The sequence below is a fragment of the Stratiformator vulcanicus genome (genome assembly GCF_007744515.1).
GTDB lineage: Bacteria > Planctomycetota > Planctomycetia > Planctomycetales > Planctomycetaceae > Stratiformator > Stratiformator vulcanicus.
The window spans coordinates 4,683,955-4,702,495 of sequence record NZ_CP036268.1; the positions used below are offsets into that span (position 1 = coordinate 4,683,955).

14 protein-coding genes are annotated in these 18,541 nt (G+C 55.9%); 11 read left to right on the plus strand and 3 right to left on the minus strand.

The window, feature by feature from the left end:
* The first annotated feature begins 74 nt into the window (after positions 1–74).
* The 3 genes from Pan189_RS18705 (at position 75) to Pan189_RS18715 (ending at position 3,080) form a co-directional block, all read left to right on the plus strand.
* On the plus strand, positions 75–1,433 hold the full coding sequence (locus Pan189_RS18705; RefSeq protein WP_145365602.1) for an arylsulfotransferase family protein: 1,359 nt from the start codon (positions 75–77) through the stop codon (positions 1,431–1,433).
* On the plus strand, positions 1,417–1,647 hold the full coding sequence (locus tag Pan189_RS18710; protein ID WP_145365603.1) for a hypothetical protein: 231 nt from the start codon (positions 1,417–1,419) through the stop codon (positions 1,645–1,647). The genes Pan189_RS18705 and Pan189_RS18710 overlap by 17 nt, the downstream gene beginning before the upstream one ends.
* Positions 1,648–2,093: 446 nt before the next feature.
* Positions 2,094–3,080, plus strand: coding sequence for a sulfotransferase (locus Pan189_RS18715; protein WP_145365604.1), 987 nt, complete (start codon positions 2,094–2,096; stop codon positions 3,078–3,080).
* On the opposite strand, the gene Pan189_RS18720 is transcribed toward Pan189_RS18715, so the two are convergent.
* Positions 3,074–4,072, minus strand: coding sequence for a hypothetical protein (locus Pan189_RS18720; protein ID WP_145365605.1), 999 nt, complete (start codon positions 4,070–4,072; stop codon positions 3,074–3,076). The two genes, Pan189_RS18715 and Pan189_RS18720, sit on opposite strands and share 7 nt — an antisense overlap.
* Before the next feature lie 322 nt (positions 4,073–4,394).
* Between Pan189_RS18720 and Pan189_RS18725 the strand changes: the two genes are divergently transcribed.
* Positions 4,395–5,933: a hypothetical protein gene (locus Pan189_RS18725; RefSeq protein ID WP_145365606.1), complete on the plus strand. Its 1,539-nt coding sequence runs from the start codon at positions 4,395–4,397 to the stop codon at positions 5,931–5,933.
* A gap of 22 nt (positions 5,934–5,955) precedes the next feature.
* Here Pan189_RS18725 and Pan189_RS18730 read toward each other — a convergent pair whose 3' ends face one another.
* Positions 5,956–8,220, minus strand: a complete 2,265-nt coding sequence (locus Pan189_RS18730; protein WP_145365607.1) for a hypothetical protein — start codon at positions 8,218–8,220, stop codon at positions 5,956–5,958.
* Between the two features lie 663 nt (positions 8,221–8,883).
* On the opposite strand from Pan189_RS18730, the gene Pan189_RS18735 reads away from it, so the two are divergent.
* The 5 genes from Pan189_RS18735 (at position 8,884) to Pan189_RS18755 (ending at position 15,425) form a co-directional block, all read left to right on the plus strand.
* On the plus strand, positions 8,884–9,135 hold the full coding sequence (locus tag Pan189_RS18735; protein ID WP_145365608.1) for a hypothetical protein: 252 nt from the start codon (positions 8,884–8,886) through the stop codon (positions 9,133–9,135).
* 421 nt (positions 9,136–9,556) lie between these two features.
* The gene (cimA, locus tag Pan189_RS18740; RefSeq protein ID WP_145365609.1) at positions 9,557–11,167 is read left to right on the plus strand and encodes a citramalate synthase; all 1,611 of its coding nucleotides are present in this window, start codon (positions 9,557–9,559) and stop codon (positions 11,165–11,167) included.
* Positions 11,164–11,817 (plus strand): Uma2 family endonuclease, encoded by a 654-nt coding sequence (locus Pan189_RS18745; RefSeq protein ID WP_145365610.1) that lies wholly within the window; start codon positions 11,164–11,166, stop codon positions 11,815–11,817. The genes cimA and Pan189_RS18745 overlap by 4 nt, the downstream gene beginning before the upstream one ends.
* A gap of 66 nt (positions 11,818–11,883) precedes the next feature.
* Complete coding sequence (valS, locus tag Pan189_RS18750; protein ID WP_145365611.1) at positions 11,884–15,054, plus strand: valine--tRNA ligase; 3,171 nt, start codon at positions 11,884–11,886, stop codon at positions 15,052–15,054.
* 14 nt (positions 15,055–15,068) lie between these two features.
* A complete protein-coding gene (locus Pan189_RS18755; RefSeq protein WP_145365612.1) occupies positions 15,069–15,425 on the plus strand; it encodes a hypothetical protein in 357 nt (118 codons plus the stop codon).
* Positions 15,426–16,258: 833 nt separating this feature from the next.
* Here the strand turns inward: Pan189_RS18755 and Pan189_RS18760 are convergent.
* Positions 16,259–17,455: an enolase C-terminal domain-like protein gene (locus Pan189_RS18760; protein WP_145365613.1), complete on the minus strand. Its 1,197-nt coding sequence runs from the start codon at positions 17,453–17,455 to the stop codon at positions 16,259–16,261.
* 141 nt (positions 17,456–17,596) lie between these two features.
* Here Pan189_RS18760 and Pan189_RS18765 point away from each other — a divergent pair, with 141 nt between their 5' ends.
* Both Pan189_RS18765 and Pan189_RS18770 read left to right on the plus strand, forming a co-directional pair.
* Positions 17,597–17,998 (plus strand): hypothetical protein, encoded by a 402-nt coding sequence (locus tag Pan189_RS18765; protein WP_145365614.1) that lies wholly within the window; start codon positions 17,597–17,599, stop codon positions 17,996–17,998.
* A gap of 84 nt (positions 17,999–18,082) precedes the next feature.
* On the plus strand, positions 18,083–18,481 hold the full coding sequence (locus Pan189_RS18770) for a bifunctional nuclease family protein (protein WP_145365615.1): 399 nt from the start codon (positions 18,083–18,085) through the stop codon (positions 18,479–18,481).
* The last annotated feature ends 60 nt before the right edge of the window (positions 18,482–18,541 follow it).

Here is an 18,541-nt window from a genome sequence, read left to right on the forward strand (position 1 = left end):
ACCAGACTGAGGCGATTCGATCCTCCGATCGTCTCCTCGTAGTAATTCCAGCATTCCTCAGCTATCAAAAAATCATGCGCAGAAAACGGATTCGGCTGATTGCAGCCGCCTATTTACTATTCGCAGCAGCCGCCATCTGGGGATTTTCAGTCGGTCGATATGAGGCCTTCCCATGGGCATATCTTAGTCCCATCGAAAAGTTTGTTCTGTTTGTTCCGGAAGTGGAAGAGAAGCCGACTCTAGTCCAGAAGCTCACGAAGCACCGAATGGAGACACCTTCATTGTTTGCGGCGGACGGATTCGTCATGCGAGATGACGAGTTCGTCGATCCAGGCTATTTACTAATGTCTCGCTACAGCAGTGCTCACAGCCAGACGATTGTAGAGCTTGTCCGCTTGAGAGACTTCAGAATATTACATTCGTGGATTCCCCCTGTTGACGAACTTCTAGAGACCATGTTCCCGGAGCAGGAACCCATGATCTCTTACAATCGTTCACGAGACGGGTTTGCCGCCCGTCATCCGTTACTGTTGCCTGATGGCAGAATCGTAGTTCATCCTGGTTTAGGAGCCCTATTTTGCCTCGATAGGCAGAGCCGTGTTGTTTGGAGGCTTGGTAGCAAATATGCATGCCATCATTCGATCGATATTGATGCAGTCGGAAATGTTATTGCCGCTGGAAACATTGCTTTTCCGGGCGAACGAACTTGGCCGGAAGGACTCGACGTGTCCAGCAATAGAACCTTTCCTCGTGACGGCTACTTTGTCGTCTCGCCCGAACATGGTGAAGTATTGCGCAGTGAATCGGTCGCCGACATTTTGGTTCACAATAATTTTCATGGATTGTTATTCGGAATCTCACAAAGGGGCGATACTCAAGACTCTCTCCATCTGAATGATGTGCAACCGCTTCGATACGAAGTTGGCGAGTACCGATACGGAGATCTGGCGTTTAGTCTCCGGGACATTTCGACTGTTTTCGTTTACCGTCCCTCTACTCGAAAAGTTCTATGGCTCAGAACCGGACCATGGGTTTCGCAACATGATGTGGATATGCTGCCTGACGGCGACTTTACGGTTTTCAGCAATAACAGTTATCGCAAGGAAAAAGAGAAGTATCGGGAGATTAGTAATGTCATTCGGTTTAATGTCAAGAGTGACGAATTCGATGCACCTTACGACGAGATCTTGCGCGAGGTAGGCTCCTTTACGATGTCACAAGGTTGTTGCCGCGTGCTTCCCGGAGGCGACGTCGTGTTCGAGCAACAAAACGAAGGGCGAGTCTTTCGCGTTTCTCGCCGTGAAGTCCGTTGGGAGTTCGTCAATAAGACGCGTGACGGATACGCGGGGTGGGTCAACTGGTGCCGGTATTATCTTGCATCAGAGATCGATCTGTCATGGCTCGAGCGAGTTTCTCATGATGATTCAATTTGATTTAGTGGGTTTATTGTTCGCATACATTGGACCCGGCCTCGGGGCCGGTGCCGTCGCGATCGTTTGTGGGTTCATCGGCTCGATTTTTCTTGCGGTCTTCGCCCTGGTCTGGTTTCCGCTGAAGCGGCTGTTCAAAGCGATGAGACGCAGCGTCGGGGATCGGGCGATTGAGAACGATGCCGGCGCGGCACAGCCTATTGACCCCGATACGTAGTGAAGCTGTGAAACCTGCGATGCAAGAGTTGTGTCTGTTTTTCGTCTCAGTGTTGATCGCGGAATTATTATGCCGGATCCCGATGGGGCGTCGGGTCGCGCGTATTGGTTCGGTGGCACGACGTTCTTCCCGCGTAATCGTCTCGAGTCGGGTGTCCGATCACTGGAAGGAACGGGCGATCTTACGTTACTCGGCTCAGTTATCTGTCGACACAACGGTCATCGCACTTTGGTTTGTCATGGTGGCGGGGGCGGTCATCGGTTTCGACCGGCTTTGCGCGTTCGGGTTGAGGTTCTCCCTTTTCGATTATGCACTGACATTCGGAGGGCTCATGTTGGCGACCGGGTCATCGACGCTCTGGTTGATCGCGAGACGATTTGTTGTTCGCTGAAGACTACAATTTTTTCGAGCGACTATTGCACAGAATCGCTCTCGGGTCCGCGACAGTGTCGGCCGCATCTTTCGAAGTCCAGCGGCTGGTGGCGAACACCGACACTCCGAAAGTCGCTCGTGCAAAACATCTGTTCGTCGCAGGGCTGGCCAGAGCCGGAACGACGATCTTGATGCGGCGTTTGTATGAGACCGGAAGGTTTCGCTCGTTGACCTATCGAGATATGCCGTTCGTCTTAATGCCGGACCTGTGGGGTAGAATTAGAGGCCGCGCGCCCGCTTCCGCATCCGTCGAACGCGCCCACGGCGACGGTATCATGGTGAATAATGAATCGCCCGAAGCGTTGGAGGAAGTGTTTTGGCGGGTTCACTTCGGTTCAAAGTATATCCGCCCCGACCGACTCAAAAGTTGCGAGTTGTCGGCCGAGGCTGTTTCACAGTTTCGGGAGTACCTGGCGATTTTGCTGACGGGAACCGATAGCGGAAGGTACTTGTCCAAGAACAACAACAACATCTTGCGACTCCGAGTGATCGCGGCGGCATTTCCGAACGCGGTGCAAATTGTCCCATTTCGCGAGCCCCGTTCTCATGCCGCGTCATTGCTGAGACAGCATAGGCGTTTCTTGAGGATTCACGCCGAGTCGCGCTTTTCAAGACAATACATGCGCTGGTTGGTGCATCACGAGTTCGGTGCCGATCACCGTCCGTTCGAATTCGATCCCGCGACGGTGATGGTCGGCGGAGATCGTCTGTCATTAGGATATTGGATGCGGCAATGGGTCCACGTGTACCGCGGACTGCTTGACACTGCCCCGCCTTCGGCGGTTTTCGTGTGCTATGAAGACCTCTGTCGCGAGGATAATCAACTGTGGATGAAGTTGACGGAGATTCTTGAGCTTCCGGTCGTCGAAGGGAGCGACGTGGGGGGCTTTGTCAGTCGGAACAAGCCGTGCGACGAATCGTTGCCCGAAGGGTTGGAAGCAAATGCGCGGGACTTGTACGAGGTGCTGCAGCGGCGGCAGGTTGAACGACTTTCTCAATGAGTTTCGAAAGTCGTTGACGAGCCAGGTAAGGGGAGGCTCGGTTTTTTTGCCGAGCGACGACGCTTCCAAATGATGCCGTCGACCACATAGTGGTGGAAGTTGATCGATTGATAAATCACGACTGCCGCTACCGGAATGGCGGTAAAAAAATCGACCCTTAAAACGCCACCGATGACGGCATAGAAAGCGGTCGAAATGGCGAGGCACACCGCGAAGTAACTCACAATGTTGAGCCAGCGCGGCTGACTGAGCCATGACAGGAATCGATGTTGTGGGTCGATTCCGCTCTTGAACCGATTTTGATTAAACCACCACACAAACATGATGTATTGCGCATTGTGCCATACGTTCAAGACCAGCCAGCCCGTGTCGATGCTCGTGATCGCGTAGTAACCGATGTAAAACACGGCGAAATGCGAAAGCAGATACATCACAAGAATTGGTCGAGGGTTGCCTTGTCGCCAAGCACGTGCTTCGAGGATTGCCCACCATCCGAGAAACGTGACGGCGGCCAAGCCGATAATAGTGAGGACAGGCAGTGTGATGGGAATGCAGAAGAGCTGCATCCCGAGAAATCTTCCGGGGTTTTCATAGGAGCGCCAGGCGATTCCGAAGAGCGGAACCAAATAAAGAGCGGCGCTGGTCACCCGGGATTCGAGCAATCCCATTGAACCCGACTTACGTTCGAACGCGCGAAAAATCCCGTAACTCTGTCGTGTATAATGAAACCACTGCCAGTAGAAGTAGAGGCTCGCGATTGACCAGAGCCCGAAGAAGTAGATCATACCCCCGGAACCGGCGAGGATTACCCACGGAAGCACGAACACGAGAAACCAGTTTTCACGTGCGCTCTTGGCGTCGAAGGCGAGTCGCGTAAAAGTCGATATGACGTGATGAAACCCGAGAAGCCATATGTCCAGAAAAAGGACTTGGCTGAACAAGTGGGGGTTCAGTACGACAATGTAACCACTGGTAACGGCCAGTGCCGCCACGCCGAGAATGAGCGTCAGGTCGAAAAACGGTCCGGCAAGCCACGTCCCGCCAAGAACGCGTTTGCCCGATGTCGAAAGTGGTGCTGAGGTTGCCATTTCTTCGAAGATAAAAGGCCGTCAGTCGATGCCGACGCGGTGCGAGACAGACTGCCGCGTTGACAGTAATACTCGGCATGATCTTCGTTCGCCTCGTAAAATGCGATTAAGCACAGTGTGAAATTATTGTGAATGCCTTGCAAGCTTGCGTATCGTTGCAGCCTGGCCGTCGATGCCGGTAATCTCCGTTTTGTCTTTCGACTGACTGTCAATTTGTGATTTTGCAGTGACCCGCCCAGCCAAGTTCTTCTCGTTTGCTGCCGCATTTTTCGCCGCCGGGTATGCCGGGCTGATCGCGCTGACCGGTTGCCTCGCAGCGTTGCTGGCGGGGGAGTCCCCCTTCTACCTGTTCACGCGGCAGTTCTGGATCGACGAGTCGATCACGTTCATGCTGGCGGAGTTGCGGAACCCCGTTACGCAGGTGCAGCGGCTCGCCGAAGGGGCCGACCTGAATCCGCCGGGGCATCTGTTCCTACTCGACCTGTGGCACCTCATTTGGTTTTGGCCGTCGGAAATCTCGGTGCGGGTCTTCAGCCTCGCATCGGTCGCGGTCGGGGCGACCGCGGTGGTGCTGACGCTTCGGAAGACATTCGACGTTCAGACGGCATTCATCGCGACGGCGACTGTGCTGCTTGTGCAGCAGTCACTTTTGATGCAGGCGTTCGAGGGGCGGTTCTACGCACCGCTGTTCGGAGCGGCCGGCCTGCTCTGCTTAGCACTTAATTCGCGCGATCGCGGCTGGTGGACGCCGCTCTCGATCTTCCTCGCGGCCGCCCTACTCTGTTCGATTCATTACTTCGGCCTGTTCTCGGCGGTCCTCGCGGTCACCGGCTATGCGGCGGGAAATCTGCCGAACGTAAAACGAGCCCTTTCTCGAATAATCGCCGGGGCTGCGGGCGTCGGTACGATGGTGCTTTACATCCCGCTGATGCAAGCTCAGAAAGCGGCGTTGGGTGACGCCCCGACGTGGCTGGAACCGCCGCTGTTTCAAGATATAGCGGCGTTTCTTATAAGCAGCTACGCAGCGACGGCTATTCTTCTGGCCGCAATCGCGGCCACTTTATCCGTGTTGTGGATTCGCCCTCCGTTTAACCCGAGCTGTAATTACTCAATTAACTCACCCGCAGCCCTCACGACGGTGCTCTCGTTTCTTGTGCTCCCATTCGTGATGCTTTGGTTCACTTATGTGGTTCAGCCGGCGTACGCCCCCCGCTACGGGATTAATACCGGAATCGGGGTCATGGGTGTCGCCGCGTTTCTCCTCCGCGGAACTAATCGAAGGATTCAGCTCGCGCTGATCGCAACCTGCGTGCTGATCGGCGTGACAACTCTCGTCACTGCGAAATCGCGATTTCGCCCGCCGCTGTTCGGGCTCGACCGGCCCGTCGCCGCGGCGATTAACCCTGCGCGTGATCAGATCTCCGCCGAGACACCGCTTATCGCCTATCGTTATCTCGGCATTCAGGCGTGGCGTTACGGCGGGCTGCCCGCCGATCACCTGCGAATTTTGATGCCCGACATCGACCGTGACGGCAAGCTTCTCGACCGACATCAATGGAGAATGCTCGAGAACGTCGCTGACGCGATGGAGGCCCCCCGGCCAATCGGCGTTTTGGAATTAAGCACGCTGCGCCAGTTCTTTCTTTTGCGAGACGGCAGCGAAACTCAGCTCGACTTAAGCTCTCTTGACGAGCCGCCCTTTGAGAGAAAACTAGTTGACGAAGTCGATGGGCGCCTCTCCCTCTATTATTTTGAGATTCAGTGACCGAGTGGCAACGAACCTTAATTCACCGGCCTTTGTTTTCTAAGAACTCTTCGAACTGAGCAGCCGAGAGCACGAGCAACCCTTCGCTGGTGCCCAGATATAATTTGTTATTCGCGGCGGCGAGCGAGAATACTTCCAAGTCAACTCCCCCCACGATCTGATAAAGTCTCCCCGCCTTCGGGTCTCCAGCCAACAGCCCGTGCCCGGTGGCGAAGAGGAAGTGATCTTGCCAATAAATGAAGTCAAAAGTATCGGATAGTTCGAACGACGTTGATTGAAAAAAAGTGGGGTCGTCGAGATATGCCCGGATTTCTGGGCGCAGCGGCGTACCCCCCGACTGCTTCATGGTCAGGATCTGATTCCCATGCAATCGCACACGATTTTTAAATTCGGATTTGATGACCTTTTGTTCGTCCGGCAGATAAGCGACATCGACCCACTCAAGTCGCACGGAGGGATGAGGCGGTAAATCCAACTTCAGTTCTTCGGAAATCTTCGTTCTCAGATCGAGACAAAAGGCATTTGCGTATTCGGTCACGGCGTAGAGCATGGCTTGGCCGTGCGTGATTTTGAGCGCGGCATCTACCCGCCCGTTCTTCTCATCCGGGGTTGCCTTCCAGATCTGATTGGCAACTCCCTCCTCCGAAATTTCATAGATCGCTCCCTCGCCGCCAACCGCAAACCCTTTTCCATACCCAACTGACAAATCTCTAACCGATCGAGACCCTGGCAGCAGTTGCGTGACGCTGTCCGTTTTCGCGTCAACGCGAAAGCCGAACGCCCAAGGTCTTCGCATCGACCCAAGGAAATAAGGCCCGTGCGAAATACCAAAAACGGTGTCGTTCCAACTTGATAACTCTCCGACATGAACCTCTTCGGCGTTGTCAATGTTTAATTGCCCTTCACGAGTGGCCATCACACGGCCGGGCGAAACCTTTTCGTGCGGCACTTCCACTTTAATTAAGTCATGCGCGTCGAGATATTGTATCTCACCAAGTTCCCTTGCAAATTTATTCCGCCAGCGAAGAAAGTACCCGAAAGAGTCGGAGGTCGACGATGCGATGTATCCCTCTCGAATAGTGATATCAGGACCACGGGTACGTCGCACGACTTCTGGCATCTCGAATGATCTAAGCCGTGCCAGCATCTTTCGTTTCTGTTCATTTGACTTGGCGTCCGGCAGTGCCTTTCCGATTATTGTGGAATACCAATACACCGCTTCGAGGTCGGTCTCTTCAAGCGTATCTAAAAGACGAATGAGATCATCAGGATCGATCGCAAGTCGAGACGTCCCGCCAATCGCGTCTGAAATTCCCACGCAGCCATGACTGAACAGCATCAGTCTCGTGTTCTGTGAGTTCAAATGGGCGTCCCGAAAGGAGACGGAAGCTTCAGCCGCAGCGACCAACTCGTCAACAATGTCTTTGCCGCCGCCCTTGCTGCCGCGAGCCCTCGCCATCAGTACGGCACGCATTATGTGGCCGCAACATTTTTTAATAGGATGAGGTAATTCGACGAGGCGGTCAGCGAACTTCCATTCATCGGCCGTTGGCATAATCTTCTTGTTACGGGTGGCGGGATCAGCCGACAAGAACAGACGAGTCGCTTCGGGCAACAGGAAGGCTTGATTGTGTTCAACGCTTGAATCATCCCCATCCAGATTCTGATCTAGAATTTCGCGATAATTGGCCGCCCGTTCCGCAGGTTCCAGATCATGATCAAGGTACATTCTGGTGGCCCACTGTTTCGCCGCCAAGGTGAAGCCCGTCTTACCCATTCGACCTCGAATAATTTGACGTGCGATTGGCTCGCGTTGCTCGGGGAAAGCACGAATATACAGGCCGTCATAAAACGATCCGACACCCGCTCCGGCGACAGTAAAGTAGGTTAGTGACGTTTCTCGATCTCTACGAAGCCGAAGGGCCGTGACGGCGTAATCCATTGCCGAGACCAAATATGCTTTCGCATCCGCTTCGACTTTAAAACTAGGGCTATAATAACGACCAGAATGGTAGTTCGCCGATTTTTTCGCCATAGCATGCAGCAATAGCGAGGTGAGAGCCAACAGGTCGGGATCATCTGCCCGAAACAAAAGAGCGTTTTCGGCGGCGGTCATCGCCCGTGAAAGTTCAGGCCATTCTGTGCGATGATGTCGTTTAAAATGCGGGTTGCCATCTCGATCAAAAAATTTCCCGTCGCGGGAAGCGAGCGGCATCAGCGCAAATGCTTGATCCTTTAAGACTGTGTATTCATCATAATTCCGGCCGGCGGCCAGTTTGCGTTTCACTTCTTCCGGGACGTACTCTGAAATGTCGTCGAGTCGCGTACGGACTGCCGCTGCAATCTCTTTGGGATTCGAATTGTTGTAAGGGAATTCCATTTTCTCCGCCGGGAATAGTCCGGTCGGCGACAGAAAATAGATGGTGAGCAATTCGGGCTCGACAAAATCTTTCTCTTTCCGCCATCTTTTCTTGTTGTCCGCCTCAACATCACTGGGGGCGGAAAGTCGTCCCAGAATTAAGATGTCAGAGGGTGCCGAAGTCATACTCTGTTTGACACGTTTGGTCAGTCCGCCGCGCGCTAATTGAAATTCTTTAAGAATATTGGTCGGGAACAGCCGCTCGCGGAGCACGATTCGATCCGCATTGAACAGGCCACGTCTGAGGTGGCGATGCACGTTGTCGGTCAGTTCAGGCATGAACTTGACCCCCTGCTCCGATGTGATGGACCCCAGAGCCAGTTCCAACGAACTGTCGTCGCGCCGGACGAGGTCCACCTCGCGGGACATCCTGAGCACGATCTGACGCGAAGCGCTGATGAGATCGTCGGACGACTCGGTCGTAAAATCGGTGACAACCGTGCCTCGCGGGAAAGCCGTCACAATGGCGCGAAGCCCCTCTTCGTCTGAATCCGGAACCCGCACGGTTGCCAGATAATCGCAACCGAGCAGTTGGCCGACCTTGAGATCGGTCCGCTCTTGGGAGAGATTCAGTTCCTGTTCGGCCACGATCTTGGAAATCGCAGCCCGCTCCAACACGTCGCCAGTCCACAGTTCCAAAAGATCGGCCTGAAGCAAGGTCTCGACCGCTGCGGAGCGATCCGACGTTCCTCCCTTTTCATCCGACGTAAACAACGCGAGGCGGCGGGTTCCCTCTGCCTCGGCGGCAACACCATTGGGCATGGCGAACAGGAGAGCCACTAAGAGCGGGCAATAGCGAGAAAAGAACTCGGCACAACTCATCGTTGACAAATCTTTCAAATCGAATCGTTCGGCAACCACAGATTGAACGCAATCACACCAGCACTTCTGAGTTCTGGCAAGCGAGATTGTCCTCAGGAAGAAACGGCGATTTGACGGCCCCATTGCCGCCGTTTACAATCACCGACTGAACTTGATCTTTCGATCGATGAACGAAAATGGTCAACACCTTCCGCATCGCCAGCATTATGATTCCCGGCACGACCGGGGGGCTCTGAGGTTGCGGACCGACGCATGATCGATCACAACCCTCGGGTCACCCGGCCCGGGGGTTTTTTCGTGGAAGCTCACAGCCATCAGCTATCGGCTGTCGGCTTCCTTGAATCCGAGCTGGTAGCTGAATGCTGAGAGTTGAGAGCTTCGAATGCCCCGGATCGAAATCTACGATACGACGCTTCGCGACGGCAGTCAGGGTGAGGGGGTGAACTTCTCGCTGCAGGACAAGCTGCTGATTACGCAGAAGCTCGACGACCTGGGATTCGATTTCGTCGAGGGAGGCTACCCGCTCTCGAATCCCAAGGACGCCGAGTACTTCCAGCGGGTCCGCGACCTCGATCTAAAGCATGTCAAAGTCTGCGCGTTCGGCATGACCCGACGCCGGGGCATCGATGCTTCTGAAGATGTCGGCATGGTTGCGCTGCGCGACTCACTCGCCCCGGTCTGCACCGTGGTCGGCAAAACTTGGGACCTCCACGTGACGGAAGTACTGCGGGTCGATCTCGAAGAGAACCTCGCGATGATCCGCGACTCCGTCGGCTTTCTCTTCAGCGAAGGCCGTCGCGTCATCTATGATGCCGAGCATTACTTCGACGGCTACAAAGCGAACCCTGACTACGCTCTAAAAACGATTGCCGCCGCGGCCGATGCGGGAGCCGAAATCGTGGTCTTGTGCGACACCAACGGCGGCAGCCTGCCGGAACACGTGGCGAACTGTGTCGACGCCGCGCGGGACGCGATCTCCTGCCCCGTCGGCATTCACTGCCACAACGACTCCGATCTCGCCACGGCGAACACCTTGGCTGCCGTCGAACACGGAGCAAAGCAGGTCCAGGGCACAATCAACGGGATCGGTGAACGCTGCGGCAACGTCGATCTCGTGGCCGCGGTCTCGAATCTTGTTCTTAAGCAAGATTATGAAGCCCTTGCCGACGGCGGAGTCGGCCGGCTGACGGAGCTTTCCCGCTACGTCTACGAACTGGCGAACATGAACTTTCGCACCAATCAGCCGTTCGTCGGTTCCAGCGCTTTCGCCCACAAGGGCGGCATGCACGTACACGCGGTCAACCGGATCGCCCACAGCTACGAGCACCTCGACCCGGCGCTCGTCGGCAATCACCGCCGCATCCTCGTTAGCGAACTTTCCGGCCGCTCAAACATTGTCGCCGCGACGACTCGCCTGCAATTGCAGCAGGACGATGAGCTGATGAAAACAATTCTCTTTAAGGTGCAGGACCTCGAAAACGAAGGTTACCAATTTGAAGCAGCCGAGGCTTCGTTCGACCTGTTGGTTAAGAAGCTCGCCGGAACCTATGAACCGAAGTTCGAGCGGATTCACTATCGGGTTAATGTCGAAACGGCGAGCGACACGGTTCCTGTTACAGAGGCGACTGTGAAGTTAAGAGTCGACGGGCACCTCGAACACGTGGTGGGTGAAGGGGACGGCCCGGTCAACGCCCTCGACTCCGCGCTGCGCAAGGCATTAAGACCGTATTATCCCAACCTCAGCTCGATGCAACTCATCGATTATAAAGTCCGCGTGATCAACAGCAGCGAAGGCACCGCAGCCCGGGTGCGCGTTGTGATTGAAAGCAGTGACGAGAACGACGAGTGGACCACGGTGGGCGTGAGCGAGAACGTCATCGAGGCTAGTTGGATCGCGCTCGTCGACAGCGTGGAATACAAACTGTTTAAGGACGACGGACTAATGGGCGGCGACACGACCGCGGCCCCGGCTCTGACGGAGGAAGCAATATGACAACTGGCGCAGCCGCGACACCGACCGAAGCTCAACATTTATTGGTCGGTGAGACTAATGTCATGCCGCTCCGAGTCGAGCAGTATCAGAAGATGGTCGAGATCGGCATGCTCCCGGAGCACGCCTCCGTCGAGCTTCTTGATGGGCTGCTCGTTATTAAAGACCGCCGCGACGGCGAAGGCGATATTATGACAGAAGGTAGATTTCACAGAGCGATTCGGGGACTCCTTGCCGAATTGATTGCGGACCAACTCGACCGCTCCATCGCGTTCGTCGATCAAAACAGCCCGTTTGAGCTTAAACCATTCAGTGTCCCCGAGCCGGACGTCTACGTGGCACGCGGTACCCGCAGAGACTACTTCCAAAAGCTGCCTGCCGCTTCAGATATGTTACTTGTCGCAGAAATAGCTCACAGCTCGCTTCCGGGTGATCGATCATCCAAATTTGCTCGTTATGCCTCTGCCGGCATTCCGAATTATTGGATCGTAAACGTCCCCGCATCGATCGTTGAGGCGTGGTCTGCTCCGGTGCCGGAAAAGAACATCTATACGAAGAGTACTGTTTACCAAAGGGACGACACAATCTCACTCGATTTGCTGCCGGACCTCGGCCTCACTGTTGCAGCGAAAGACTTTCTCCCGGAAGAATAATCCGGCCGAACATAACGTCAGCTTTCGCTCTCTCGCTCCCACCTTTCTGCTTTCGACGCCTCTCCCATGGATATCCCCAAACAGTACGAGCCGCACGAAGCGGCCGAGAAGTGGTTCCCGTATTGGGAACAGCACGGCTACTTTAATGCCGACCCCGATCCCAAGAAGCCGCCCCATACCATAATGATTCCGCTCCCCAATGTGACCGGGGCGCTGCACATGGGGCATGCCTTAAATGGCACCCTGCAGGACCTCTTAACACGTTGGCGGCGTATGCAGGGTTACGAGGCACTCTGGATGCCCGGCACCGATCACGCGGGCATCGCCACGCAGGCGGTCGTTGAACGCCGGATGCTCGAAGAAGAAGGCCTTACCCGCCACGACATTGGACGCGACGCACTCGTTAATCGCATCTGGATTTGGAAAGAGTCTTACGAAGCCCGCATCGTCGGTCAGCTTAAGAGCCTGGGCGCCAGCGCCGATTGGCGGCGATTGAGATTCACACTCGACGAAGTCTGCTCGAAGGCCGTCCGCCGTACGTTCTTTAAACTCTTCAATGATGGCCTCATCTATCGCGGCAAGCGACTTGTCAATTGGGACACGTTTCTGCAGACAGCGGTTGCGGATGATGAGGTGTTTGAAGAAGACGTCAACGGCAAGTTCTGGACATTTCATTACAGTGTGGTGGATGAGAGCGGCAAAGAAACTGACGAACGGATCTCCTTCTCAACCACTCGCCCGGAAACAATGCTCGGCGACACCGCGGTCTGCGTGCATCCGTCCGACGAACGTTATCGGCACTTAATCGGCAAGCGGGTTCGCATCCCATTAAACAATCGCCTCATCCCCATTATCGCCGACGGCCTGCTCGCCAAGCCGGAAATGGGAACCGGCTGCGTGAAGGTTACCCCAGCTCACGACCCGAACGACTACGCCTGCTATCAGCGGCACCTCGGGCAAGAGGATGAGATCGGGGTGATTAACATATTGAATCCGGACGGTACTATTAACGAAGAGGGAGAAGCTCCCGAATTCGAGGGCAAGGATCGCCACGAAGCCCGCACGATGATCGTGGAACGCCTCGGCGACCTTGGCCACTTCCACGGCGTCGAAGACCGCGTCATCCCGCTTAAACACAGCGATCGCTCAAAGACGCCGGTGGAGCCCTACCTTTCAGACCAATGGTTTGTGCGGATGGGCCCTTCGGACAAAGACGACTTCGACCTCGCCGGCAGCGCCGTCAAGGCGGTCGAAGACGGCAAGGTGAAGTTCTATCCGGAGCGTTATCAGAAGACATACTGCGACTGGCTGGGCGAGAAGCGGGATTGGTGCATCTCAAGGCAATTGTGGTGGGGGCATCGGATTCCGATCTGGTCGAAACAGGTCGAGGGTCGAGGGGCGAGAGTCGAAAGCCTCGACGAGTTTGATCCTACATATGAAGGCAACCGGATTCACTTTGGCGGCACGAATGAGTCTTCAATGTCTGCCGTCTATGCGGACGGTGTGCAGCCGGGCGAGACGGTGCTGCTGGTCTGCGTTGATGAAGGGCATGAAGAGATTGAAGCGAAGCTCGAATCCGCAGGCTTCGTTCAAGACCCAGACGTGCTTGACACCTGGTTCTCCTCCGCCCTGTGGCCACACGAGACGCTAGGGTGGCCGGACCTCGAACATAATCCTCCTTTACAGGAATCTCCGGGTGCTGACGCTTCCGGCTCGCTTGGTGATGAACACTCGACTCTCGACTCTCGACCCTCGACTGAAGACGGCAACGCCGTTCTGGACTACTTTTATCCGACGAGTGTCCTTCTCACATCGCGGGATATAATTACGCTGTGGGTTGCGCGAATGGTGCTGACGGGCCTATATAATATGGGCGACGTGCCGTTCGCTCATGTGCATGTCCACCCGAAAATTATGGACGGCTTCGGGCAGACCATGTCCAAGTCAAAGGGCAACGGCGTCGACCCGGTCGATCTCGCCAAGCGCTACGGCACCGACGCGATTCGCTTCACAATCGCCTCATTCGCCGGTGAAACGCAGGACGTTCGGCTGCCGATCGGTTATGAGTGCCCCCACTGCGGTGAGATTGTCCCCGCGGCACTGGATGGCGACGGGCCGATGGTCAAACCGGAGACGGTAAAAGAGACGCTCCGCGGCTCGGCTACAAAATTAAGGATGTCTTGCCCCTCCTGCAACAAGGACTCTCAGTTCTCGACGCCGCAGTACGATCCCGACCCCGAGGAACCGATCGCGATCACCATCAGTGAGCGGTTCGAGTACGGCCGGAACTTCTGCAATAAATTCTGGAACGCGGCGAGGTTCGCATTAAGAAATCTGGAAGGCTATACGCCGGGACCGATCGATTTTGAGAATCTCCCATTGGAAGACCGCTGGGTCTTAAGTCGGCTGTCACGAACCACCAACGAGGTCACCGAGCTTCTCGGCATCTACCAATTCGATGCGGCAACGCGGTCGATCCGCGAGTTCGTGTGGAACGAGTTCTGCGACTGGTATCTGGAGATGATCAAGCCCCGGTTGCGCGATGAGGCGGAGCGGCCCGCGGCGCAGCGGATGCTTGTGGGCGTGCTCGATGCGCTGCTGCGTTTACTGCACCCATTTACGCCCTTTCTAACTGAGGAGTTATGGCATCACCTCGGCGAGGTCGCCGGCGAGCGCGGCTTAACCGAAGTGAAGCCGGCAGAGGATGCGTGCATCATTGCGAAGTGGCCCCAACTGCCCGCCGAATGGCAGCAGGCGACGCTGGAAGATCGTCTGGAACGGCTGCAAGAAACGATTGTCGCCGTCCGGAATGTGCGGGCGATCTATAACATCGCGCCGTCGGCTGACATTGAATTAATCTTAAAATGCCCTGAGGACATCGCCACCGATATGCGGGACATGGCCGATCAATTCGACAATCTGTCAAACACCAAACTCACCGCCGCCGGCCCGGACGTCGACCGCCCCAGGGGCTCCGCCGGCTTTACACTGGAAGATTCCGAAGGATTCATCCCCCTCGGCGGCCTGATCGACATCGCCGCCGAACGCCAGCGGCAAAAGAAAGAAGCCGACAAACTCCGCGGCCACATCACCGGCACGGAAAAGAAACTCGGCAACGAAAACTTCACGTCGAAGGCCCCTCCTGAAGTGGTGGACGGCGTGCGGGAGACTTTAGCGGGGCTGAAGAAGCAGTTGGAGGGGGTGGAGTTAATTTTGAAGGATTTGGGGGAGGAGTGAGCGGGGAGGCCATCGTGTCTTACGACCTCGAAAGACAAGGAATATATGTTCCACTAGATGAGTCTGCTGCCGGACAGCAGTCCCTGCGAGAGTCGGTATATCAAGTCAGAGTTGGAGTCAGCGAAGTCTTTTCCGACCGGTGGTACAAGAACCTCTTCGACGGCATTAATCGTCACTGTGGTTCGTTGATCGATGAACATGAAACCGAAGAGATTCGCCCCGATTTAGTTCCTCAAGTCATTCGAGCCATCGAATCACATCGGCATAACTGCCCGCCGCGTCCCGGCCACGAAAGTGAATTCATCGAACAGCTCGAAGTCGCGGCCAATCTTGCGTTGGCGAATGGCCGCCCGATAATCTTTGTGATGTAACGGTTGTGAGTGCTTCGTATCAGCACGAAGTTTTGGCAATCGAAGCTTTTGAGGCCACCTAACTCCCTGCGAGCCATAGCCCGGAAGATAGTTCAACAAGCCGTGGGTCCTGAGACCCGCGGATCGATCGCGGGGCGAATCCGGAACGAGTTTGAGAAAGTGGGTGGGATTGCTGGGGACAGCCTCGAAGAGCCGCCCAAGCGACCGCGGGGTAATTGTTGCAGTATTAATTTACTTGCCGTAAGAGGCGATCCACTGGGGGAAGGCGAAAGCGCCTGTCCCCAGCCACCCGTTGGATTCCGGCCACTATCTGTTTCGCAAGCGTGAGCTGAATACTCCGGCAGCTGCGCCGCACGGACGGTGTCCGTGCCACTCGGGATTTATTAGTTTCACTTCCGTAGTCGGCCTCCAATTCTTTCTTAATGTTCTCAAGCGGCATCTTGTGCCTGTCGGCACCCGGCCATCAAAGGCCGGGCTACCCAATTTCTGCTAACAGCTAAACGCTAATAGCTAACAGCTTCTGAAAAAAATCGGACGCGCGCCCGGCAGTTTTGCCGCGGCAACATCCGCCGCATGGGGATAACGCAGTCAAGTGACTGCTCCCACCGGCGGGGCGAACAGAGGCGGTGCGCACCGTGTGTTCCTCTACTCAAGGAAAGATGGTTGCGCGGTCCTAAACTTCGGGTGCCGGGGTGCGTCTCGCCCCCGCAGTGTGCGGCTCGTTACCTCATTGCATCGATTCCAGCCGTCGACTGTCACGGGAGCGAGCTGTGCAAGGACAATGCGAGCGTTCCGATGCGGGGGCGACACGCCCCCGGCACACGCGCATTCACTCATGCGCGGAGGTCGAAGTTCACCTTGGCGTTTGCGAATCGTTTTTCGTCGAGCCTTAGACCGAAGCCCGGGGCGTCGGGGACGGTGATGTGGCCGTCTTTAATTTCGTAGCCGTCGGCGATGAGCAAATCAGACGACAGCGGGTCGTGCTCCGCTCGATAAAAGTTGGGGAGCACGAGGCCGACGTGAGCTTGCATATAGATCGAAAGCAGCGAACTCCAGTTGTGCGGGGCGATTTGAATGCCCGCAGGGGCGGCGAGGGCACTTTCGGCCATGATGCCTTCGATGCCGAGGCCGTACATATCTCCCTGAAGGACATCGACGGCCTTCGCCTCGACGAGTGGTCGAAATTGCTCGACGTGGGAAGTGCCTTCGCCGTCGGCGAGCAGCGTATTCAGACCTTCATCCTTAATGAACTCTTTCAGCGCGACACAGGGTTCGACTTTTTCCGGAAATGGTTCTTCCAGAAAATCGAGCTTGCAGTCGGCCGTCTCTTTTAAAAATCGGCGGGCGTGGTCGGGGCCGAAGGTGTTGTTGGCGTCGACGCCGATGCCGACTTTTTCGCCGGCATGTTCGCGGACGAGTTTAACGACTTCGATATCCCGCCGGTGCCCGGCTTCGCCCTTCATCCATTTGTGACCGCGGCCCACCTTCAATTTGAAGAAACGGTGTCCCATGTCGAGGCTGAGGTCGATCTCCTCGCGAAAGCGGTCCTGCCAGCGGTTGGCGTGCTTGGGGATGAGATCGCTGAAATAGATGGAGCCGTCATAAACCGGCGTGCGGTCCGACTTCGCATCACCCAGGAGTTGATAGACCGGTTTATTCAACAATCGGCCGAGCAGGTCCCACAGGATCATCGTCCGCGGCCCGAGCGGGCTCTCGATGCGTCGCGACGAGAGGTCGAAGTCGGCGAAAGGATTGGTGCCGACGATTTGGGCGAGGTCTTTCTCCGGTCGCCAGCATCTGCCGATCGCTTCGACGCCGACGTTGGTCCAGAGGCGGACCATTTTCTCGTAGGACTTGCGACCGTTCTCGCCACGGTTGGCGTTGCGACCGACGTACTTCGGCCGCGTCGTGTGCAAGTCGAAGCCGACGGCGCGGGTGATTTTAAGATCGGGCGGGATCTCCGCCGACGTGGCAAGTTTTCCCCACAGGCCTGCGGCGAGCAGTGAAGTCGTGAATTGTCGGCGATTCATGGCGGCTCAATGGGTGACGAGGACTCGGTCCGATGACGCTGTCACTTCCTAATTTGTTCAACATAAACTGATGCCGAACAAAGACCGATCGCGCGGCCGATCATGAGTTGAGGCACCTGCCAATATCATAAGGGGATTTTGATGCAAAATCGATTCGCGATACCACTGATACTGACGATCTGCCTGTTCGCGATCGGGGCCGGCGGCGTCAGTCACGGGCGGCTCAATGAGTTGCTCGATGAGCGGACCGTGCTCAATAAGCATTATAAAAAGCAGTTCATCGAAGACGCGGCAGGCTTCGCGATGGAAGAGAAATTGAAACTGTATGAGGGAAAGGTCGCCGACGCGTACCTCGAACTCATTGAGTACGCGAAGCAAAGCGATGATACGAAGCTGAAGAAGATCGTCTTGCGGATGGAGTATTACGACGAACTCCGCGGCTACGTGTGGGATGTCGATGCAGCGCAGGACGGGTTCGAAAGAGCCGCGGGGATGGCCGGTATTATCACTTATGAGCAGAAGCTCAAAGAACTCGAAAAGTGAGTCGAGGCGGTCGGTTCGTGAAACGGTTCCCGTACGATATGATGGACGATTCTACTCGACACAACGCCTGCCGGAGAACCGCCCGTGCTCGTACGCATGGAACTGAGCCGGATCATTATCAGCGAAATCAACGAGCAGCAGGTCATCACCCTCGATGAGGTTGATGGGGACCGCTCGTTTCCCATTTTGATCGGGATTTTCGAGGCAACCTGCATCGATCGACGGGTCAAGGGGGACGTCCCGCCGCGACCGCTGACGCATGACCTGATTCGCAATTCGATCGAAGAGATGGGGGGCGAAGTGCAGGATGTCGTGGTCAGCAGCCTGCTCGACCACACCTATTACGCGAACATTCGCGTCCGCAACGAAGGCGAACTGATCGAAATCGACAGCCGACCGAGTGATGCGATCGCTCTGGCCATGCACTTCGACCCGCCGCTGCCGATTTATGTGTCGGACGACGTGTTGTCGGAGGTGTCGTAAAGCGCTTGCGGACCCACGGGGCGGTGCTCGTGGGCTTTGGGATGTTTGAGCTTTGTGCGC